The organism is Pseudomonas sp. PDM25 (assembly GCF_019219045.1).
Lineage (GTDB): Bacteria > Pseudomonadota > Gammaproteobacteria > Pseudomonadales > Pseudomonadaceae > Aquipseudomonas.
Genome location: NZ_JAHUWL010000001.1, coordinates 103,113 through 124,620, shown reverse-complemented (window position 1 = coordinate 124,620; position 21,508 = coordinate 103,113). Strand labels below are relative to the sequence as shown.

Annotated in this window: 14 protein-coding genes; 11 read left to right on the top strand and 3 right to left on the bottom strand. The window is 60.8% G+C overall.

Going from position 1 to position 21,508, the window contains the following annotated elements; all coding sequences use genetic code 11:
• Positions 1 to 22 precede the first annotated feature (22 nt).
• Positions 23 to 1,117 carry a dimethylsulfone monooxygenase SfnG gene (sfnG, locus tag KW848_RS00445; RefSeq protein WP_046053564.1) on the bottom strand — a complete coding sequence of 365 codons (1,095 nt, stop codon included), beginning with the start codon at positions 1,115 to 1,117 and terminating at the stop codon, positions 23 to 25.
• Between the two features lie 354 nt (positions 1,118 to 1,471).
• Here sfnG and KW848_RS00440 point away from each other — a divergent pair, with 354 nt between their 5' ends.
• Positions 1,472 to 2,710, top strand: a complete 1,239-nt coding sequence (locus KW848_RS00440) for an acyl-CoA dehydrogenase family protein (protein ID WP_218534674.1) — start codon at positions 1,472 to 1,474, stop codon at positions 2,708 to 2,710.
• 190 nt (positions 2,711 to 2,900) lie between these two features.
• On the top strand, positions 2,901 to 3,680 hold the full coding sequence (locus KW848_RS00435; protein WP_192409418.1) for a TSUP family transporter: 780 nt from the start codon (positions 2,901 to 2,903) through the stop codon (positions 3,678 to 3,680).
• Here KW848_RS00435 and nudC read toward each other — a convergent pair.
• Both nudC and KW848_RS00425 read right to left on the bottom strand, forming a co-directional pair.
• Positions 3,648 to 4,478: an NAD(+) diphosphatase gene (gene nudC / locus KW848_RS00430; protein ID WP_111451595.1), complete on the bottom strand. Its 831-nt coding sequence runs from the start codon at positions 4,476 to 4,478 to the stop codon at positions 3,648 to 3,650. The two genes, KW848_RS00435 and nudC, sit on opposite strands and share 33 nt — an antisense overlap.
• 6 nt (positions 4,479 to 4,484) lie before the next feature.
• The gene (locus KW848_RS00425) at positions 4,485 to 5,297 is read right to left on the bottom strand and encodes a crotonase/enoyl-CoA hydratase family protein (protein ID WP_218534673.1); all 813 of its coding nucleotides are present in this window, start codon (positions 5,295 to 5,297) and stop codon (positions 4,485 to 4,487) included.
• Between the two features lie 563 nt (positions 5,298 to 5,860).
• On the opposite strand from KW848_RS00425, the gene glgA reads away from it, so the two are divergent.
• The 9 genes from glgA to KW848_RS00380 all read left to right on the top strand — a co-directional run bounded on the left by glgA (position 5,861) and on the right by KW848_RS00380 (position 21,447).
• On the top strand, positions 5,861 to 7,447 hold the full coding sequence (gene glgA, locus KW848_RS00420) for a glycogen synthase GlgA (protein ID WP_218534672.1): 1,587 nt from the start codon (positions 5,861 to 5,863) through the stop codon (positions 7,445 to 7,447).
• Between the two features lie 13 nt (positions 7,448 to 7,460).
• Positions 7,461 to 9,260, top strand: a complete 1,800-nt coding sequence (gene treZ, locus KW848_RS00415) for a malto-oligosyltrehalose trehalohydrolase (RefSeq protein ID WP_218534671.1) — start codon at positions 7,461 to 7,463, stop codon at positions 9,258 to 9,260.
• Positions 9,257 to 11,335, top strand: a complete 2,079-nt coding sequence (malQ, locus tag KW848_RS00410; RefSeq protein WP_218534670.1) for a 4-alpha-glucanotransferase — start codon at positions 9,257 to 9,259, stop codon at positions 11,333 to 11,335. The genes treZ and malQ overlap by 4 nt, the downstream gene beginning before the upstream one ends.
• A complete protein-coding gene (locus tag KW848_RS00405) occupies positions 11,332 to 14,118 on the top strand; it encodes a malto-oligosyltrehalose synthase (RefSeq protein ID WP_218534669.1) in 2,787 nt (928 codons plus the stop codon). The genes malQ and KW848_RS00405 overlap by 4 nt, the downstream gene beginning before the upstream one ends.
• 21 nt (positions 14,119 to 14,139) lie before the next feature.
• A complete protein-coding gene (locus tag KW848_RS00400; protein ID WP_192409421.1) occupies positions 14,140 to 14,457 on the top strand; it encodes a DUF2934 domain-containing protein in 318 nt (105 codons plus the stop codon).
• Positions 14,458 to 14,571: 114 nt separating this feature from the next.
• On the top strand, positions 14,572 to 16,731 hold the full coding sequence (gene glgX, locus KW848_RS00395; RefSeq protein ID WP_218534668.1) for a glycogen debranching protein GlgX: 2,160 nt from the start codon (positions 14,572 to 14,574) through the stop codon (positions 16,729 to 16,731).
• Between the two features lie 155 nt (positions 16,732 to 16,886).
• Positions 16,887 to 17,645, top strand: coding sequence for a PIG-L deacetylase family protein (locus KW848_RS00390; protein ID WP_111451587.1), 759 nt, complete (start codon positions 16,887 to 16,889; stop codon positions 17,643 to 17,645).
• Between the two features lie 147 nt (positions 17,646 to 17,792).
• Complete coding sequence (locus KW848_RS00385) at positions 17,793 to 18,593, top strand: endonuclease/exonuclease/phosphatase family protein (RefSeq protein WP_111451586.1); 801 nt, start codon at positions 17,793 to 17,795, stop codon at positions 18,591 to 18,593.
• A 286-nt stretch (positions 18,594 to 18,879) separates the two neighbouring features.
• Positions 18,880 to 21,447, top strand: a complete 2,568-nt coding sequence (locus KW848_RS00380; RefSeq protein ID WP_218534667.1) for an autotransporter outer membrane beta-barrel domain-containing protein — start codon at positions 18,880 to 18,882, stop codon at positions 21,445 to 21,447.
• Positions 21,448 to 21,508: the final 61 nt, after the last annotated feature.

The following is a 21,508-nucleotide window of genomic DNA, read 5'->3' as shown; positions in this document are numbered from 1 at the left end:
TCCCACACTCGTTTTGTGGTGTTCAGGCGACCGCGGCCTGTTGCTTGGCCGCTGCTTTAGCCTCTAGCTCACGCACCAACGGCAATACCCGCTTGCCGAAATACTCCACTTCTTCCTGGAAGTGCAGAAACCCTGCCAACACCAGATCCACGCCCACCGCTTTCAGCGCAACGATCCGCTCGGCAATCTGCTGCGGCGTACCAATCAGGTTGGTCTTGAAGCCGTCGTTGTACTGCACCAGATCCTCGAACGTTGACTTGGCCCAGTTGCCCTCGCCCTCAGGTGACGCCCTGCCCGCCTGCTTCGCCGCATCGCCAAACGCATTCACCGCCTCGGGGTCAGCCTGATCGATGATTTGCGCGAGCACGGCTCGCGCTTCTTCTTCGGTGTCGCGGGCTATGACAAACGCGTTCACGCCGACTTTCACCGAATGATTGTTCGCCGCCGCCTTGGCGCGGATGTCATCGACCTGGGCCTTGATGCCTTCCGGGGTGTTGCCGTTGGTGAAGTACCAGTCCGACACCCGTGCCGCCATGTCCCGAGCTGCGCGGGAACTGCCACCCTGGAAGATTTCCGGCTGACCCAGCGGTTTCGGTTTGAGGCTGTAGTTGTCGAAGCGGTAGAAGTCGCCGCGAAAGGTAAAATTGTCCTGGCTCCAGATGCCCTTCAGCGAGCGGATGAATTCTTCGGAGCGGCGATAACGCTCGTCGTGTTCCAGCCAGTGTTCGCCAATCGCCTGGAATTCACCCTTGAACCAGCCACTGACAATGTTCACCGCCACCCGGCCGTTAGTCAGCTGGTCGATGGTTGCCAATTGCTTGGCCGCCAGCGCCGGTTGCCAAGGGCCCGGCAGGATCGCGGCGATCACTTTCAGTTGGGTGGTGGCGGCCAGTAGCGCGTGGCTGAAGGCGACCGATTCGTGCTGGTATTCGGCGCCGTAACCGGCGGTGAAGCGGATCTGCGTCAGGGCGTATTCAAACCCTGCCTCTTCGGCCAGTTGCGCCAATTTGCGGTTGTAGTCGATGCCCCAGTGGGTGCGTTGCTCGATCTTGCTGACCACCAGCCCGCCGCTGACGTTCGGTACCCAGTAGGCAAATTTGACGGCTTGCTGACTCATTGGCATGTCCTCGGATTTCAGGGAAGTCCTGGGGTCAGAGCAGCAACCGTGCCAGCACTGCAGCGTGACTTGCGGGACGACTGTCTTGAGCCTGATGAGAACCCTGTGGGAGCGGGCTTGCTCGCGAAAGCGGTGCGTCAGCCAACGAAGATGTTGAATGGCCCACCGCTTTCGCGAGCAAGCCCGCTCCCACAGGGTTCCGAGTGTGTCTGGGGCAATTTGCTGATGCACTGTTGGCGCTGCAACAGTTGCAGTCGGGGGAAACCCGTGCAAGCCCGTAATGACTGGCCTTTGAATTCGGCATGGACCGTGCAATCCCCAGTGGCATCCACTGCCAACCCAAGGAGCCGTCCCATGACCGAACACCAGGTAATCAATCCGCTGTCCACTGGCACTGACTATGAAGCGCTAGCCGCAAGGTTCCGGCCGATTTTCCAACGCATCGCCGCCGGTGCCGTTGAGCGCGAACAGTCCCGTAGCCTTCCATACGAACCGATTCAATGGCTCAAGGACGCCGGATTCGGCGCCGTACGGGTGCCGGTTGAATACGGCGGTGGCGGTGCGTCCCTGCCGCAGTTGTTCGAGCTGCTGATCGAATTGGCCGAAGCCGATTCGAACGTTCCCCAGGCACTGCGCGGGCATTTCGCTTTCGCGGAGGATCGCTTGAACTCGCCACCTGGGCCAGCCCGGGATCTGTGGTTCAAGCGCTTCGTCGACGGTGATATCGCCGGCAATGCCTGGACCGAAATCGGCAGCGTGGCAATTGGCGATGTCATCACCAAAGTTTCGCCTCACGGCGAGAAGTGGAGGCTCAATGGCGAGAAGTTCTACAGCACCGGCAGCCTGTTTTCCGACTGGATCGACGTGTACGCGCAACGCAGCGACACTGGCGGCGATGTAATTGCGGCGGTCCGGACCCGCCAGCCGGGCATCGTGCAGAGCGATGACTGGGATGGCTTCGGCCAGCGCACCACCGGCAGCGGCACCTCACGGTTTATCGATGCCGACGTGGAGGCCGAGAACATCATCGACTTCGCCACCCGCTTCAAATACCAGACCGCGTTTTATCAGTTGGTGCTGCTGGCGACCCTGGCCGGGATCGGCCGTGCGGCGTTGGGCGATGTGGCTCATCAGGTGCGTGAACGCAAACGCATCTACAGCCATGGCAATGCGCAGCAAGTCAGCCAGGATTCGCAGGTGCAGCAAGTGGTCGGTGAGATTGCGGCACTGGTGTATGCGGCCGAGGCCAGCGCCTTGAGGGCTGCACAACCGGCGCAGCGGGCTTATCTGGCGCGATTTTCGGGTGATGAAGCCTTGGAACAAGAAGCGAATGTCACGGCGGAAATCGAATCGGCCAAGGCGCAGGTGGTGGTGTCGGAGTTGATCCAGCGAGCGACCACAGCGCTGTTCAATGCGCTGGGGGCTTCGGATACTCGGGTGGGTAAATCGCTGGACCGGCACTGGCGCAATGCGCGGACGGTGTCGTCGCACAATCCGGTGATCTACAAGGCGCGGATTGTCGGGGATTGGGCGATCAACGGGACCGAACCGCCGTTTGTGTGGCAGATCGGCAATGGGCCACAGCCCAAGTGATGTGTTATTTGGGGTGACGCCATCGCGAGCAGGCTCGCTCCCACATTGATTTGTGCAACGCCGCAAATCCCCTGTGGGAGTGAGCCTGCTCGCGATGAGGCCAGAGCGGTCGCCGCAGAAGTTGGATATGGGTAAGATATCGGCCCTTCCCCGCAGCCCTGTCCTGCACCCCGCCGAATAAGCCGATTCCATGCCTTTCGAACTCAGTGTTGACCTCACCACCCTGGCCATTCTGGCTCTCGTCGCTTTCATTGCCGGTTTCATTGACGCCATTGCCGGCGGTGGTGGTCTGTTGACCACTCCGGCGCTGCTGACCGCAGGCCTGCCACCGCATCTGGTGCTGGGCACCAACAAGCTCAGTTCGACGTTCGGCTCGGCCACCGCCAGTTTCACCTTCTACCGACGCAAGCTGTTCCATCCCAGGCAGTGGATGCACGCCATTGTCGGCACGCTGGTGGGCGCGCTGACCGGTGCCGTGGTCGCTCACTACCTGCCGGCGGAATGGCTGAACAAGATGCTCCCGGTGATCGTTTTCGCCTGCGGCGTCTATCTGTTGTTTGGTGGCACGCCGAAAGCGCCGCTGGACAGCGACGCACCGATCAAGAAAAAGTGGCAATCGACCCAAGGCTTCGGCCTGGGTTTTTACGACGGCGTGGCCGGTCCCGGCACGGGCGCATTCTGGACCGTCAGCACGATGCTGATGTACCCCATCGACCTGGTGAAGGCCAGCGGCGTGGCGCGCAGCATGAACTTCGTCAGCAACATTGCGGCACTGTCGGTGTTCGTGTTTTCCGGGCAAGTGGACTGGATCATCGGCCTGAGCATGGGCCTGTCGGTGATGATCGGGGCGTTCTTCGGGGCTCGCACCGCCATCAGCGGCGGTGCGAAGTTCATTCGCCCGGTGTTCATCACTGTGGTGCTGGGCTTGACCGTGCGGTTAGCCTGGCAACACTGGTTCAGCGTGGCCTAAGCGCCGCGCCACATAGACGTCGATCAGGTAACGGGCAATCGAGCGTGACGCCGGCAACGGCGGCAGCTCATGAACGTTGAACCACTGGGCGTCTTCGATCTCGTCTTCCTGGCACACGATCTCGCCGCCGGCGTATTCGGCATGGAAACCCAGCATCATCGAATGCGGGAACGGCCAGCACTGGCTGCCCATGTACTGGATGTTCTTGACCTCGATCTGCACTTCTTCGCGGACTTCGCGAATCAGGCAGTCTTCGGCCGACTCGCCCGGTTCGGCAAACCCTGCCAGTGTGCTGTAGACCCCGGTGACAAAGCGCGGCGAACGCGCCAGCAGGACTTCATCGCCCCGGGTCACCAGTACGATCATGCTCGGCGAAATCCGCGGGTAGCTGCGTAAATCACACGGCTCGCAATACATCGCCCGTTCCCGGGTCACTTGGGTCATCGCCTGCCCGCAGTTACCGCAAAAGCGGTGTTCGCGGGCCCAGGTGCCGATTTGCGCGGCATAACCGAGCATCCTGTAAACCGTATGGTCGCCTTCGAGCATGAACGCCCGCAGACCTTTCCAGTTGCAGCCCGGCACCTCGCTGTGACTGCGCAGCTCCAATAAATAGACCGGTTCGCCGTCCAGGTGACCAATGCCATGTTCGGCGAGGATCGACAGGTCCTGACGCTTGAGCCATTCGCGGGGGAACAGCGCGCCATTGTCATCGAACAGAAAGCCTTCGGGGCTACGCGCCACGGCCCAGCCGCCGGGTTGGTCGGTGTCCAGTACTGCAGTGGTCCAGCGTGAAGTCATTTTTAATCAGTCCAGAAATTCGGGTTTCTGTTTGCTCATATGGGCGGCCATGGCCACGCGCAGATCGGTGGATTGCAGCATGGCGGCGTTCCAGGTGGCGACGTATTCGAGGCCGTCATCGATGCGATGATCGCGCATGTAGCTGATCATCTCTTTGGTGCCGGTGATCGCAATCGGCGACTTGCTGGCGATCTCGCGGGCTATGCCCATGACACCGTCGAGCAGGCTGGCGGTGTCGCTGTAAACGCGATTGACCAGGCCCATGCCACGCGCTTCCTCGGCACCGAACGTGCGACCAGTGTAAGCCAGTTCACGCAGCATGCCGTCACCAATGATCCGCGGCAAGCGTTGCAAAGTGCCAACATCGGCGGCCATGCCGATGTCGATTTCCTTGATCGAGAATTGTGCGTCTTCGGCGGCGTAACGCATGTCGCAAGCCGCAATCAAATCAATGGCGCCGCCCAGGCAATAACCCTGAATCGCCGCCAGTACCGGCTTGCGGCAATTGTCGACGGCATTGAAAGACGCTTGCAGGGCGAGGATCTTGCGGCGCAACAGGCGCGCGTTACGGCCCACGTCCTTGCCCAGTTCATTGGCCACGCCGGCCAGCATCATCAGGTCGATGCCGGAAGAAAAATGCTTGCCCGCACCACTGAGGACCACCACCCGGACTTCGTCGGTGTCCTCAATCCACTGGAAAATCTCGATGATCTCACTCCAGAACGCGGCGTTCATCGAATTGATCTTTTCCGGCCGGTTGATCTGCACATGGGCGATCTTATCGGCCAGTTCGACGGTGAACGCAGTGTACTGAGACATGGCAGTGATCCTTTTACCGGGCAGAAAATGAGGTCCGGACTATAACAAGGCAACATGGCCGGCTGTAAGGCAGCGGTTCGGCCAAAGACGGGACTTGTCAGCTACGCACCACAACAGTGCGCGAACATGGCTGTATCTCGCACACTCATGTGACATTCCGAATATTTTTTGTGGCAGAACTGCAAAAAAACATGCCCTTCGTCGGTGCGTTTCCCCCTCCAAGCGGTACGTCCGTACCTCTTTAAACCGATTGTCGAACAATTTTGCCATATGGCCTCCCCCGCTCTAAGTTCTGGCCTAGACTCAGTTCCGCGGGGCAAAACCGACCGGTCACAAAGCGGAAAGAAAGTCGAAACTTTTGCCGGTCGTGACGGGTCAGCTTAAAAGGAGGTGCGTTGCGACTGGTGCAATCCTTGCAACGATCTCTCCAGCCATTCTGCTTCATCGCATTGGCAGCGCTTGCTCACCGATGCGTAGCGCGTTTGCGCCCGGCCACAGGAATTGGCCACGAAACACCGTTTGTGCCAGACCTAAGAATTAGATCAACAACACGGGAGATTCATATGATCAGTGCGGCTTTAGATATTCAGGGAGAACGTGCTCATCAGCAAGTCGGCGAAACGAGCGCCGTGAGTGCCCCCAGTCACCAATCGATCAGCGTCCCCGGCACCAAGACGCTGGCACCGGTGGCCAGTCAGAACCCCAACAAGAAGAAAGTGCTGTTCGTCACCTCGGAGATCGCCGATCTGGTGAAAACCGGTGGTCTGGGCGACGTTTCCGCAGCGCTGCCGCGAGCCATGGCTCATTTGCATGATGTGCGAGTGTTGATCCCCGGTTACCCGCAAGTGCTGCACAGCGAAAACCCGATTCATATCATTGGCGAGCTCGGTGGTCACGCCGCGTTGCCTCCCTGCAAGATCGGGCGCATGGACATGCCCGACGGTCTGGTCATTTACGTATTAATCTGCCCCGAACTCTACGAGCGCGAGGGTTCGCCTTACGGCGCCAACAACGGCCGCGACTGGCCGGACAACCACATTCGTTTCGCCCGTCTGGGCCTGGCCGCCGCCGATATCGCCGCCAACCTTGCACAAATTCACTGGTGCCCGGACCTGGTGCATGCCCATGACTGGCCTGCCGGTCTGGCACCCGCTTACATGCACTGGCGTGGACAGCGCACCCCGACGCTGTTCACCATTCATAACCTCGCCTATCAGGGCGTGACCAGTCTTGGGTCGTGCCCGGAACTGGGTATTCCCATGCATGCCTTGCAACAGGAAGGCATGGAGTTCTACGGCAAGATGTCGTTCCTCAAGGCCGGCATGGCTTATTCGAGCCACATCACGACCGTCAGCGCCACCTATGCCCAGGAAATCACCACCCCGGCCTTCGGCTGCGGTCTCGACGGTTTTCTTGCCGCCAAGACCCAGCAAGGTCTGCTCAGTGGTATCCCCAATGGCATCGATGAAAGCTGGGACGCGGCCACCGACCCGCACCTGTTCTGCCCCTTCAAAATTGGCGATTGGGAAGGCAAAGCGGTCAACGCCGCCCACGTGCGTAAGCTGTTCGGCCTGGAAGATTCCGAAGGTCCGCTGTTCGCTGTGGTGTCGCGACTGGTCTATCAGAAAGGCCTGGACCTGACCGAAGCCGTCTCCGAGTACATCGTCAAATCGGGCGGACAGATCGCGATCATCGGTCGTGGCGAGCCGGAAGAAGAACAAGCCATGCGTGAACTGGCCCTGCGTTTTCCAGGCCAGATCGGCGTGCGCATCGGTTTCAACGAAACCGACGCCCGTCGCATGTTCGCCGGCAGTGATTTCCTGCTGATGCCTTCGCGTTACGAGCCTTGCGGCCTGAGCCAGATGTACGCCCAGCGCTTCGGTTCGTTGCCGGTGGCACGCAACACCGGTGGTTTGGCCGACACCATTGAAAACGGCGTGACCGGTTTCCTGTTCGACGAATCCACGGCTGAAAGTTACGAGGAAGCCCTGAGCCGGGCCTTCAAGGTTTTTGCCTTCCCCGACCTGCTCAATGCCATGCGCTGCCGAGCCATGGCCGCGCCTTTCAACTGGTGCAAGGCAGTCGAACCGTACGCCGAACTCTACGAAAAACTGGTGACCAAGGCGCTGGGCAAATCGGGCAAACATTAAGAGGTTTTCAAAGATGCCGTTACGGACCCTTGAGACCTGGCCCCACGGCGCAATCATGCTGGACGCAGAACACACGCGTTTTGCCTTGTGGGCGCCAGATGCGTTTTACGTCAGTGTCGAACTGGAAGATGGACAGTCCTTGCCACTCCTGCCTCAGGCAGATGGTTGGTTCGTGATCAATACCCGCTGCCCCGCCGGCACGCGTTACCGCTACAACATCGACGGCGAACTGGAGGTGCCCGACCCGGCCTCCCGCGCGCAGGCCGGTGATATCGACCGCCACAGCGTGGTGGTCGACCCACTTGCCTATCAATGGCAACACAGCGCCTGGCTCGGGCGGCCGTGGAATGAGGCGGTGATCTACGAATTGCACGTCGGTGCGCTCGGCGGCTTCAGCGAAGTCGAGCAGCACCTGGCACGCCTCGTGGAGCTGGGCATCAGCGCGATCGAATTGATGCCGCTGGCGCAGTTCCCCGGTGATCGCAATTGGGGTTACGACGGGGTTCTGCCCTACGCGCCCCAAGCCTCCTACGGCACTCCCGAACAACTCAAACATCTGATCGACACCGCCCACGGCCATGGCCTGGCGGTGATTCTCGACGTGGTTTACAACCACTTCGGCCCGGACGGCAATTACCTGCATCGCTACGCCAAGGGCTTCTTCCGCGAAGACAAGCACACCCCGTGGGGTGCGGCGATCGACTTCCGGCGACGCGAGGTGCGGGACTTCTTCATCGACAATGCGTTGATGTGGTTGCTGGAGTACCGCTTCGATGGCTTGCGCCTGGACGCGGTTCACGCCATCGAAGACCCGGACTTTCTTCGGGAGCTGGCGCAAAAGGTTCGCCAGCAAACCGATCCAGCCAGGCATGTGTGGCTGACCGTTGAAAACGAACACAACCAGGCCAGCCTGCTCGAAGAAGGCTTCGACGCGCAGTGGAACGACGACGGCCACAACGCCTTGCACGTGCTGCTGACCGGCGAAACCGACGCCTATTACGCCGACTACGCGCAAAACCCCACCGAACAACTGGCACGTTGCCTGAGCCAGGGCTTCGTGTTTCAGGGCCACGTCACCCGTCACGGTACAATCCGCGGTGAGCCCAGCGGTCATTTGCCGCCGAGTGCTTTCGTGCTGTTTCTGCAAAATCACGACCAGATCGGCAACCGCGCCTTGGGCGAACGATTACATCAATTGGCCAACCCCGATGCGCTCAAGGCCGCCACCGCATTGCTGCTGTTGTCACCGATGATCCCGCTGATGTTCATGGGCGACGAGTTCGCCGCCGAGCAACCGTTCCTGTTCTTCACCAGCCATCACGGTGACCTGGCGGAGTTGGTCCGCGAAGGACGCCGTAACGAGTTTGCAGCGTTCAGCGCGTTTGCTGATCCGCACACACGCGAGCAGATTCCCGACCCCAACGCGCGCCAGACCTTTGAGGCTTCACGCCCCGAGCTGACATCAACCCGACAATCCGCCATGCACGACCTGTATCGCCAACTGTTGCAGATCCGCCATCAGCAGATCATCCCCCGCCTGCCCGGTGCGCAAGCATTGGGCGCCGAGGTGCTGGCCACAGGCGCGGTAACGGCGCGCTGGCGACTGGGCGATGGCAGTCAGCTGCGCATTGACCTGAACCTCAGCGACACGCCTGTGGTCCACTCCCCACAGGCCGACGCTTCGTTGTTGTTGTTCGAATACCCGCCACAGTCAGCCGGCCTGTTGGATCAGGGCACGCTTGCCCCGTATTGCGCGCTAGTCAACCTCACGGCCGCAGCCCCTTTGCTACCCCCGGATGGAGAGCGCCAATGAGCGATGCGCAACTGGAAATACTGGCCAGCCGAGCAGGCCTGGCAGTCGACTGGATCGACGCCAACGGCCGCCCACAGAAAGTCGCTCCATCAGTGTTACGCAACGTCCTTACCGGACTCGGCCACCCGGCCGGCAGCGCTCAGGAAATCGACGCCAGCCTGCAAGAACTGCAGCAGGTGCAACAAACCCGACACCTGCCACCGCTGCTGACCGCAGACTTCGGAGTCGGCCTCAGCCTGGCGCATTATTTTGAGCCCGAAACACCGTGCGAGATCCACCTTGAGGATGGCTCGCGACTTCATTTGAAACTGGACGCCGAGGCGGTGTTGCCCGGTCTGATCCCGGTCGGTTATCAACACGTCAGCATCGACGGACAGGCATTTACGCTGGCCGTTGCACCGGCTCGCTGCTACAGCGTCGGCGATGCCGTCGACAGCCCGATCCCCCGTGCCTGGGGCCTGAGCGTGCAGCTGTATTCGCTGCGTCGTCCGGGCGATGGCGGTTTCGGCGATACCCAAGCGCTGGAAGACCTGGCCCGGGTGGCCGGCGAACGCGGTGCCGAAGCGCTGGCGATCAGTCCGCTGCATGCGATGTTCGGCAGCGACACCCAGCGTTACAGCCCGTATTCGCCTTCCAGCCGTTTGTTTCTCAACAGCCTGTACGCCGCACCCGGCGCCATCCTGGGCGATCGAGCATTGCGTACCGCGATTGATGCAACCGGCCTGGCGGCAGAACTCAAGCACCTTGAAGCCTCGCCGTTGATTGATTGGCCGGTGGCAGCCGAAGCCAAACATCGTCTGTTGCAAGCGTTGTACGAAGGCTTTGTCCAGGGCGAACACCCGTTGCATGCCGATTTCAGCAGCTTCCGCCACGCCGCTGGCGAAGCCCTGGAAAACCACTGCCGCTTTGAAGCCATTCAAGAAGCCCGCGCCGCCAAGGGTGAAAGTCTCGACTGGCGGCATTGGCCCGAGCAATGGCAAAACCCGCGCAGCGCGGCCCTGGCCGAATTCGCCGAAGAGAACGCCGGGCGCATCGGCTTCTTCGCCTTCTGCCAATGGCTGATCACACGCTGCCTGGAACGCGCTCAAACCGCCGCCCGAGGCGCTGGCATGAGCATTGGCCTGATCGCCGATCTGGCGGTGGGTGCCGATGGCGGTGGCAGTCAGGCCTGGAGTCGTCAGGACGAGTTGCTCGCCTCGCTGACCGTGGGTGCACCACCGGACATTCTCAACCGCACCGGTCAGGGCTGGGGGATTTCCGCATTCTCGCCCGAAGGTCTGGTCCGCAACGGCTTTCGTGCCTTCATCGAAATGCTCCGCGCCAATTTTGCCCACGCCGGTGGCCTGCGCATCGATCACGTCATGGGCCTGCAACGGCTGTGGGTGATCCCCAATGGCGCGTCACCCGCCGACGGCGCCTACCTCTATTACCCGGTGGACGACCTGCTGCGTTTGCTGACCCTCGAGTCCCATCGCCATCAGGCCATCGTCCTCGGTGAAGACCTCGGCACCGTGGCTGACGGTCTGCGAGAAAAGCTCATCGCACGCTCGATCCTGGGTATGCGCGTGCTGCTGTTCGAACAGGACAACGCGCACTTCAAGCCGATTCTCGACTGGCCAGACAACGCCCTGGCGACTACCAGCACCCATGACCTGCCGACGCTCAATGGCTGGTGGCATGGCCGCGATATCGACTGGAACGCCCGACTGGGCCTGGTCAACGCCCCGGGTGAAATCGAATGGCGCCATCACCGCGAACGCGAGCGTGAAGGCCTGCGCCGGGTGTTGAGCGAGGACCCGCAGAACTTTCGCGACGAGTCCCATGAAACCGATCAGGTGCTCGACGCCGCGATACGTTTCCTCGGTCATACCCGTGCGCCCTTGGTGTTGCTGCCGCTGGAAGATGCCCTGGGCATCGAGCAGCAGGCCAACCTGCCCGGCACCACCGACACGCACCCCAACTGGTCCCGACGCCTGCCCGGCGACAGTGAAGCCTTGCTCGATGACCCGGACGCCGCCCGACGTCTGGAACTGCTCGCCTGTGCGCGGCTGCAGGCGGCCGAGCGTGACCAATGAAGCAAACGCTTATCCAACCGCTGCGGGCGACCCTGCGGCTGCAGTTCCATAAAGACTTCACGCTGGACGATGCGGTGCCGCTGGTGCCGTACTTCGCCAGCCTCGGCATCAGCCATGTCTATGCGTCACCGCTACTGAGTGCTCGTGCCGGTTCCATGCACGGCTACGACGTCGTGGACCCGACCACGGTCAACCCGCAGCTGGGCGGCGAAGCGGCACTGCGGCGTTTGGTCAGCGCATTGCGCGAGCTGAACATGGGGCTGATCCTCGACATCGTCTCCAACCACATGGCCGTCGGCGGTGGCGATAATCCCTGGTGGCAGGATTTGCTGGAATGGGGACGCCTGAGCCCTTACGGCGAGTTCTTCGATATCCAGTGGCATTCGCCCGACCCGTTGATGGAAGGTCAGTTGTTGCTGCCCTTCCTCGGCAGCGACTACGGCATCGCCTTGCAGGACGGCACCCTGCCCCTGCGTTTCGATGCGCAAAAGGGCGCGTTTTATGTCGCGCACTATGAGCATCACTTCCCGATCTGCCCGACGAATTACGGCGAACTGCTCAGGACCGATGACCCACTGAGCGCCGAATCGCTCAAGTCGCTGGCAGACCGTTTCAGCACCTTGAGCTACCAGACCGACGCTCACAGCCTGGCGATGCCGCTGAAAACAGAGTTGCGTGAACTGGCCAGCGATCCGGCGATTCTGCAGGCCATCCAGCAAAACCTCAGCGCTTACGACTCGCTCACCGCCGAAGGTTTCCAGCGCCTGCACCAGTTGCTTGAACGCCAAAGCTATCGCCTGGCCAGTTGGCGCACGGCGGCAGATGACATCAACTGGCGGCGTTTTTTCGATGTCAACGAACTGGGCGGCCTGCGGGTCGAACGCCCCGCCGTGTTCGAAGCCACCCATGCAAAAATCTTCGAGCTGGTGGCCGAAGGTCTGGTTGACGGTCTGCGCATCGACCACATCGACGGTCTCGCCGACCCTCGGGGTTACTGCCGCAAACTGCGGCGACGGGTCGACAGCCTGTCGCCGGATCGGCACCTGCCGATCTACGTCGAGAAGATCCTCGGCGAAGGTGAAACCCTGCACCGTGACTGGTCGGTGGATGGCACCACGGGTTACGAGTTCATGAATCAGCTGTCGCTGCTGCAACACGCTCCCGAAGGTGCCGACACGTTGGCCGAACTGTGGAATCGCTACAGCGAACGGCCCGCCGATTTCCGTCAGGAAGCGCAATTGGCCCGCCAGCAGATTCTCAACGGTTCCCTCGCCGGAGACTTCGAAAGCGTCGCCCAGGCCCTGTTGCAAGTGGCCCGGGATGACCTGATGACCCGCGACCTGACCCTCGGTGCGATTCGTCGGGCGTTGCAGGAACTGATCGTGCATTTCCCGGTGTACCGCACCTACATCACCCCCCGTGGGCGTACGGCTGAAGACGATGTGTTTTTCCAGCAAGCCATGAACGGTGCGAGGCTTACCCTCGGCGAGGCCGACTGGCCGGTGCTCGATTGCCTGGCCCGCTGGCTGGGCGGTGAATCATGGCGCAAACGCCCGCTGGGCCGGCCGCGCAAGATGCTCAAGCATGCCTGTGTGCGTTTTCAGCAACTGACGTCGCCGGCGGCGGCGAAGGCCGTGGAGGACACTGCGTTCTATCGTTCGGCGACATTGTTGTCGCGCAATGACGTGGGCTTCAACACCGAACAGTTCAGCGCGCCGGTAGCCGACTTCCATGCGGCTTGCGTCAACCGTCTCGACGAGTTTCCCGATAATTTGCTGGCCACCGCGACCCACGACCACAAACGCGGCGAAGACACCCGCGCGCGCCTGGCGGTGCTGAGCGAGCGCAGTGCCTGGTACGCCGAGCAAGTACCGCTCTGGCAGGCCCTCGCCCGTCCCTTGCGCGACGACGACCAGATGCCGACGGCGGGCGATGAGTTGATCCTCTATCAAGCGATCCTCGGCAGCTGGCCGCTCGATTTGCACAGTGACGATCAAGCAGCGCTGGAGAACTACACTCAACGGGTGTGGCAGTGGCAACAGAAAGCCTTGCGCGAAGCCAAGTTGCAAAGCAGCTGGAGCGCGCCGAACGAGGCTTACGAACACGCGGTTCACCAATTCCTGCAACATCTGCTTCTGAGCCCCGAAGGTGAACCGTTGCGCGCGGCCCTCGGCAAGGCAGCCAAGAGCATCGCCGTTCCCGGCGCACTCAACGGATTGGCGCAAACCTTGCTGCGCATGACCGTGCCGGGGGTGCCGGATCTTTATCAGGGCAACGAGTACTGGGACTTCTCGCTGGTCGATCCGGACAACCGCCGGCCGGTGGATTACGCCAGCCGTCAGCAGTCGATGCAGACGCCCTTGGCACTGCCCGGGCTGTTGGCTGACTGGCGCGACGGGCGCATTAAACAAGCGCTGATCGCTCATGTGTTGAACCTGCGGCTCGAGCACACCGAGCTGTTTCGGCGAGGGACGTATCAAGCCCTTGAAGTCGTCGGCGGCCAGGCTCACAGGGTGCTCGCATTTGCGCGCTCGCTGGAAGGAAAACGCGCCATCGTGATCGTGCCGATACGCTGCGCCGAACTGCTGAAAAACAGTGCCCACCCCCTGATTGACGCGCCGCTGTGGGGCGATACACGGATCAAATTACCGTTCACCGCCCCTGATGAACATTTGAAGGGACTTTTTTCAAGCACAACAGTCACACACCAAAGGGAGCTGAACATCAGCGACGGGCTGGGGGATTTCCCGGTCAATCTATTTATCCAAACTACCCACACTTGAGTTCAGTTCAGGAGCATTTCGATGAGTACTAACGATAAACGCATCCGCGAATTCGCCTATCAGATCTGGGAATCGGAAGGAAAACCCGAGGGCCAGGACGCTCGCCACTGGGAGATGGCCCGCAAACTGGCTGAAGCCGAAGCGCTGGCACCGAGCAAATCGCCAAAAGCCGCTGCCAGCAAAACCGCCGCCACCAAGGCCCCTGCCAGCAAAGCCAATGGCAAGGCGGCGGAGCCAAAAACCAAAGCCAAGCCCGCCGCTGCCTCCAAGGTCATCCCGCCGGGCGAGAAAGCCAGCGAGAAAAAGCCTCGAGCAGCGCGTAAGCCGCCCGCTGTCTGACGCCTTTCACCTTTGTCCTGATTGACCTCGTGGCGAGCCTTCTCGCCACCGAGGGCTCGCTCGCCCTCAAAAAAAACCAGAGCCAAGAATTGTCCCCCCTTTGCAGGAGCACCTATGACCAGTCCGAAGAAAGCCGCGCCAGAACCTCAACTCGAGGCCTCGCGAATCCGTGAAGGCTTGCCCTTCCCGCTGGGCGCGACCTGGGATGGCCTGGGGGTCAACTTCGCCTTGTTTTCCGCCAATGCCACCAAGGTCGAGCTGTGCATCTTCGATGATGCCGGCGAGGTCGAACTGGAACGCATCGAACTGCCGGAATACACCGACGAGATCTACCACGGCTACCTGCCCGACGCGCATCCGGGGATGATCTACGGCTACCGTGTCTACGGCCCGTACGACCCGGCGAACGGTCATCGCTTCAACCCCAACAAACTGCTGATCGACCCCTACGCCAAACAACTGGTCGGCCAGTTGAAATGGTCCGAAGCGCTGTTCGGCTACACCATCGGCCACCCCGACGCCGACCTCAGTTTCGATGAGCGCGACAGCGCGCCGTTCGTGCCCAAGTGCAAGGTGATCGACCCCGCCCACACCTGGGGTCACGACCAGCGGGTCAGCGTGCCGTGGGACAAGACCATCATTTATGAGACTCACGTGCGCGGTATCAGCATGCGTCACCCCTCCGTCCCCGAGAATGTGCGCGGCACCTTCGCCGGGTTGATGGTCGATGATGTGCTGGAACACATCCGCAAGCTCGGCGTGTCGACCGTGGAATTGCTGCCGATTCATGCCTTCGTCAACGACCAGCATCTGTTGCACAAAGGCATGACCAATTACTGGGGCTACAACAGCATCGCGTTCTTCGCCCCCGACCCGCGTTACCTGGCCAGCGGCAAGATCGCCGAGTTCAAGGAGATGGTTGCACACCTGCACGAAGCCAATCTTGAAGTGATCCTCGACGTGGTCTACAACCACACCGCCGAGGGCAACGAACAAGGCCCGACCCTGTCCATGCGCGGCATCGACAACGCCTCTTACTACCGCTTGATGCCCGACGACAAGCGCTTCTACATCAACGATTCCGGTACCGGCAACACCCTGGACCTGAGTCACCCGTGCGTGCTGCAAATGGTCACCGACTCCCTGCGCTACTGGGCCTCGGAAATGCACGTGGACGGTTTCCGTTTCGACCTGGCGACCATTCTCGGGCGCTACCACGATGGCTTCGACGAACGTCACAGCTTCCTTGTGGCCTGCCGCCAGGACCCGGTGCTGCGCCAGGTGAAAATGATTGCAGAAGCCTGGGATTGCGGCCCCGGCGGCTATCAGGTCGGTAACTTTCCGCCCGGCTGGGTCGAGTGGAATGACAAATTCCGCGACACCGTGCGTGCGTTCTGGAAAGGCGACGACGGCCAACTGGCGGACTTCGCCAGTCGCATGACCGCCTCCGGCGAGATGTTCAATCAGCGTGGCCGACGGCCGTACGCCTCAGTGAACTTCGTTACCGCCCATGACGGTTTCACCCTGAACGACCTGGTGTCGTACAACGACAAACACAACGAAGCCAACGACGAGAACAATCAGGACGGCAGCAACAACAACCTGTCCTGGAACCACGGCGTCGAAGGCCCGACCGACGATCCCGAGATCAATGAGCTGCGTCAGCGCCAAATGCGCAATTTCTTTGCCACGCTGCTGCTGTCCCAAGGCACGCCGATGCTGGTGGCCGGCGACGAATTCGCCCGCACCCAGGAGGGCAACAACAACGCCTATTGCCAGGACAGCGAGATCGGTTGGGTCAATTGGGACCTGAGCGAAGACGGCAAGGCCCTGCTCAAGTTCGTCAAACGACTGATCAAGTTGCGCCTGGCCTACCCGATCCTGCGTCGCGGCCGGTTCCTGGTGGGCAATTACAACGAGGACATCGGCGTCAAGGATGTCACCTGGCTCGCGCCGGATGGCAGCGAAATGTCCATCGAACAATGGGAGGAAGGCCATGGCCGCTGCCTCGGCATGCTGATGGATGGCCGTGCTCAAGAAACCGGCATTCGCCGCAAAGGTGCTGACGCCACCTTGCTGTTGGTGGTCAACGCGCATCACGACATTGTCAATTTCCTGCTTCCGGAAGTGCCTGATGGCAGTTTCTGGACCTGCATGATCGACACCAATCAACCGTCGATTCGCGGGCAGGAACGCTTCGAGTTCGGGCACGAATATTCGGTCACTGGCCGTTCGCTGCTGCTGTTCGAATTGCAGCGCGAGGAAGAAGAGTGAAATGGACCTTCAGGGATTAGCTGCCGCCCGGATGAAAAAACATGCCGAATAGAACATCGGGGCGACGAATAGCGTGACATGAGCAATACTCTGTTCGCGGCAATCCAGGGTTTGGAGCGCCGCACATTGCTATCAACGAGAACAAGGACGTAGCCATGAAATCCGTCACCATCAGTGAAAGCAGCCTACCCGTACAAATCTGGAACAGCGCTCCGCAACTGGACAACATTCCGGTCATCAGTACTCAGACCCTGGTTCCCGCCGGCGCACGCGCTGTAGTGATTGCCCCACACCCTGGCGATGAAGTCGTGACCTGCGGCGGCCTGCTGCAGTTGCTCAGCGCCCTGGGACATCCCCTGCAATTAATCTCGATGACCGACGGCAGCGCCAGCCATCCGGGCTCGCAACAGTGGTCGGAGAAACGCTTGAGCGTGTTCCGCCCCCAGGAAAGCCTCGAAGCCTTGCGCCGTCTCGGGCTGCCGATGCACAGCCTCAAATGGATTCGCGGTGGCTTCACCGACAACGCGCTGGCTGAACGGGAATTTCAGATGACTCAGTTCATTGCCCGTTATTTACGCCCCGGGGATGTGGTGTTCAGCACCTGGCGCGAGGATGGCATTGTCGACCATGACGCCGTCGGCCGGGCCAGCGTCAAGGCCGCGGCCATGGTCGGGGCGGCGTTCAACGAAGTACCGGTCTGGGCCTGGCACTGGCCAACGCGTGATCGAGGGCTCATCCCGTGGCATCGCGCACGCAAGGTTCGCCTGGACACCTGGACCGTCGCGCGCAAAAGCCACGCCACCCACGCCTATGCCAGCCAGCTCGACGGCGAGCCCGCCATCGGCCTCGCCCCGCTGCTGCCCCCGGTGCTTCTGGAACGGATACGGTTGCCGTACGAAATTGTCTTCGTCTGACGCAGCGCTGGCAGCAGCCTGTAGCAGCTGTCGCAAGCTCGACAGCTGCTACATTTTGGTATGAAGGCTGCTTACGACGAATCACTCTGAACTGCCCGCCGCTGTATCAGTCGCATACATAACCCGTCCTGATTCAGAGGAGTGAACGTGACCAGTGATTCCAAGTGGCAGGCCGTCGAATCATCTCCGTTGAACACGCCCCCGGCGATTCATCGGCTGAGAGTGCTGACGGTCAACACCCACAAGGGTTTTACCGCACTCAACCGACGTTTCATTCTCCCGGAACTGCGTGAAGCGGTACGCAGCACGTCGGCGGACCTGGTGTTTCTGCAGGAAGTCGTCGGAGAACACGACCGCCATTCCACTCGCTACAACGATTGGCCGCAGACCTCACAATACGAGTTCCTGGCCGACAGCATGTGGAGCGACTTCGCCTACGGTCGTAACGCGGTCTACCCCAACGGTCACCACGGCAATGCCCTGTTATCGAAGTACCCGATCCGCGAACACCGTAACCTCGACGTCTCGATCACCGGCCCAGAACGCCGCGGCCTGCTGCATTGCGTACTGGATGTGCCGGGGCACACTGAAGTGCATGCGATCTGCGTGCACTTGAGTCTGCTGGAAAGCCATCGACAGTTGCAGCTCCAGCTACTGTGCCAACTGCTCGAATCCTTGCCCGATGATGCGCCGGTGATTATCGCCGGCGACTTCAACGACTGGCAGCTGCAAGGCAATACCGCCCTCGCCCGACGCGACTATCTGCATGAAGCCTTCGAGCGTCACCTCGGTCGCCCGGCGAAAACCTATCCGGCGCGCTTTCCGCTGCTGCGCCTGGATCGGATTTATCTGCGCAATGCCAGCAGTCATGAGCCGCGAATACTGGGCCACAAGCCCTGGACGCATTTGTCGGATCACTTGCCGTTGGCGGTGGAAGTGCATCTTTGAAACGCCCATTAGCTTCGTTGAATACCAGACCCGGATAGCAAATTTGCTGCCCTACCTGTTATTTATGACAGTAGCGCCTTTCACCCGCTGTTGTTACGGTGCGCATGCCCGTACCCGCTGCATGTACGGACATACAACCGTAGCAGCCAACGTTGCCGAAGGTTTTCCAGTTCGGGGACTTGTATTACCGATGTCGTCTCGCCATTCGCGCTGCCAAGGACGTCTGAAACTTTTTCACTCATGACGAGTGAAGGTATCGGGCGTCGATCGATGCGTGGAGACGAGCATGATATTTTCGACAGAACTGCCCAAGTACCGTTACTCAGCCTACGCCGTTTCTCTCTGGCTATGTATCGGCGGGTCCCAGACCGCCCAGGCGGCCTGTACGCTCATACCGACCGCCGGCAACGACAACTACGTGTGCGACAGCGCCAGCAGTGGCCCACGGACCGACTTATCGGGCAACAACACCCTGACCTTTCCCGCCAATGGCACCGGCACCATCAATGGCAACGTAACCTTCGGCGCGGGTGTCGACCGGGTGTTCATGGGTTCAGGCACCATCGTGGGCGTACTCGATCAGGGCGACGGTGCCAATATTCTGCGAATCGACAACGGGCAGATTACCGGCGAAGTCCATCAGCACAGCGGCATCGACACCTTCATCATGAATGGCGGGAGTATTCAGTCCCTGGCGCAGGGCGATGGTTTCGACCAATTCCTGATGACCGGCGGCACGATTGTCGGTGGCTTTGAAGATGGTGACTTTGCGCAGATGACGGGTGGCACGATCGGTCGCGTCGACATGAAACTCGACGACAACACTTTCAACATGTCCGGCGGGCAGATCCTCGGCAACCTGGTGACCGGTTTCGGCACCGATACCATCATCGTGTCCGCCGGGCGAATTGGCGGCAACGTCAGTGTCAGCGGTGGCAACGACAGCATCACGGTGACGGGTGGCGAAATCGTCGGCGAGGTCCGCGCCAGTGCCGGCAACGACACGTTGCTGTGGAACGGTGGCGGCATCATCCGCTCGGCCATCCTTATGGGCGTTGGCAACGACAGCGCCACCTTGGGCAATCTCGGCGAAAGCACCCTTGTCCTCACCCCGAGCATCGACGGTGGAAACGGCACAGACCTGCTGACCTTCGATCACACCACTTCATCGGGCGCTGCCCGGTACATCAACTGGGAAACGGTCAACCTGAACAATGGTTCACAGTTCGATCTGGCCGGCAATTTTGTAGTGGGTGACGGAGCCAGCGGCACCGGTGTGTTCAATATCGATGGCAGCAGCACGCTGACGTCAAGCCAGGGCAGCATCACGCCATTCACCGCCGGCCAGCGTGCAACCTTGAACAACGCCGGGCGGATCGACCTCAGCAGCGGTAATACCCGCACCAATGACACCCTGACCGTGCAAGGCAATTACGCGGGTAACGGCGGCCAGTTGCTGTTGCAAAGCGTGGTGGGAGACGACAACGCCCCCAGCGACAAACTGGTGGTAAACGATGGGACGTTGACCGGCGGCACATTGATCACGGTCACCAATCTGAGCGGAACCGGCGGGTTGACGCGACAGAACGGTATTGAGTTGGTGCAGGCTCAAGGCACTGCTGTCAGCGCCCCCGATGCGTTTGCGCTCAAAGGTCCGGTCTCTGCGGGTGCCTTCGATTACTACCTGTTCAAGGGTGGCGTTACCGCAGGCAGCGAAAACAGCTGGTATTTGCGCTCTGCCGTTGTGGCCCCCGCCACCGTCACCCTCCCAAACCCGGATCCGGCCTTGCCACCGATTGTCGTCCCGGTTACCGCAACGCCGGTGGCCGCACTCGCTCCCGCCGGCAGTCCACCGCTCCCGGTTTTACCGGCAGCCGTACCGGGCGCGGCACCGATTGCGCTGTACCGCCCCGAGGTTCCGACCTGGTCGGTACTACCACCCGCTGCCGCGCAACTGACCCTGAATGCACTCGGCACTTTCCATGATCGCCAAGGCGATCAGCACCTGCTCAACGAATCCGGGGCCTTTGGCGCTGGCTGGGGTCGGGTCTACGGCAAGAACGTCGATCAGACCTGGGTCGGCACCGTAACGCCAAGGCTCGACGGTTCGCTCAGCGGTTTCCAGGTGGGTAACGATGTGTACAGCTCACAGACTTCCAATGGACAGACCCAGCGTACTGGTTTTTTTGTCGGGCATACGCGTTTGCAGGGCGATGTCGACGGTTTCAACCAAGGTTTTGAAGGCAAGCGCGCTGGCAAAGTTGAACTTGAGGGCGACAGTTATGGCGTGTACTGGACGTTGACCGACCCCAAGGGCTGGTACGTCGACACCGTCATCATGGGCACCCGGCTCGACGGTGACAGCCACTCCGAACGCGGCCTCAAACTGGATAACCGAGGCCACGCCTTGACTGTTTCGGCGGAAACCGGCTATCCGCTTCAAGTGACGGGTAACTGGGTGGTTGAACCCCAGGTGCAGGTCATCCATCAAAAAGTCTCGCTGGACAGCCAGGACGACGGAATTTCTCACGTCTCATTCGACTCCGACGGTGCCTGGACCGGTCGCCTCGGCGCTCGACTCAAAGGCCGCTACCAAGTCAGTGGACGACCACTGGAACCTTATGTACGAGCCAATCTGTGGCACACCCTTTCCGGTACCGACTCGGTAACCTTCGACGGCGCGGACCGGATAGATACCCAGCAAAAATCTTCATCGGTCGACCTCGGAGTCGGGGTTGTGCTTAGCCTCGCGAAAACCGTGAGCGTGTATGGCGGAGTCGACTACACCCGCAATATCGACAGTAATCAGCTGCGCGCAACGGCTGCAAATTTCGGTGTAAGAGTGAGTTGGTAGACCGGTAGCCCACTATCAAAAGTGCTCTGGGACGCGGCTTTTTTGACGATTTTCCGAACAA

What these genes read in the sequence shown, in the direction of transcription:
- glgA (WP_218534672.1), top strand. Translation starts at nt 5,861, where the DNA reads ATGATCAGTGCGGCTTTAGATATTCAGGGAGAACGTGCTCATCAGCAA.
- glgX (WP_218534668.1), top strand. Translation starts at nt 14,572, where the DNA reads ATGACCAGTCCGAAGAAAGCCGCGCCAGAACCTCAACTCGAGGCCTCG.
- sfnG (WP_046053564.1), bottom strand. Translation starts at nt 1,117, where the DNA reads ATGAGTCAGCAAGCCGTCAAATTTGCCTACTGGGTACCGAACGTCAGC.
- malQ (WP_218534670.1), top strand. Translation starts at nt 9,257, where the DNA reads ATGAGCGATGCGCAACTGGAAATACTGGCCAGCCGAGCAGGCCTGGCA.
- KW848_RS00400 (WP_192409421.1), top strand. Translation starts at nt 14,140, where the DNA reads ATGAGTACTAACGATAAACGCATCCGCGAATTCGCCTATCAGATCTGG.
- KW848_RS00425 (WP_218534673.1), bottom strand. Translation starts at nt 5,297, where the DNA reads ATGTCTCAGTACACTGCGTTCACCGTCGAACTGGCCGATAAGATCGCC.
- KW848_RS00440 (WP_218534674.1), top strand. Translation starts at nt 1,472, where the DNA reads ATGACCGAACACCAGGTAATCAATCCGCTGTCCACTGGCACTGACTAT.
- KW848_RS00390 (WP_111451587.1), top strand. Translation starts at nt 16,887, where the DNA reads ATGAAATCCGTCACCATCAGTGAAAGCAGCCTACCCGTACAAATCTGG.
- treZ (WP_218534671.1), top strand. Translation starts at nt 7,461, where the DNA reads ATGCCGTTACGGACCCTTGAGACCTGGCCCCACGGCGCAATCATGCTG.
- nudC (WP_111451595.1), bottom strand. Translation starts at nt 4,478, where the DNA reads ATGACTTCACGCTGGACCACTGCAGTACTGGACACCGACCAACCCGGC.
- KW848_RS00435 (WP_192409418.1), top strand. Translation starts at nt 2,901, where the DNA reads ATGCCTTTCGAACTCAGTGTTGACCTCACCACCCTGGCCATTCTGGCT.
- KW848_RS00380 (WP_218534667.1), top strand. Translation starts at nt 18,880, where the DNA reads ATGATATTTTCGACAGAACTGCCCAAGTACCGTTACTCAGCCTACGCC.
- KW848_RS00405 (WP_218534669.1), top strand. Translation starts at nt 11,332, where the DNA reads ATGAAGCAAACGCTTATCCAACCGCTGCGGGCGACCCTGCGGCTGCAG.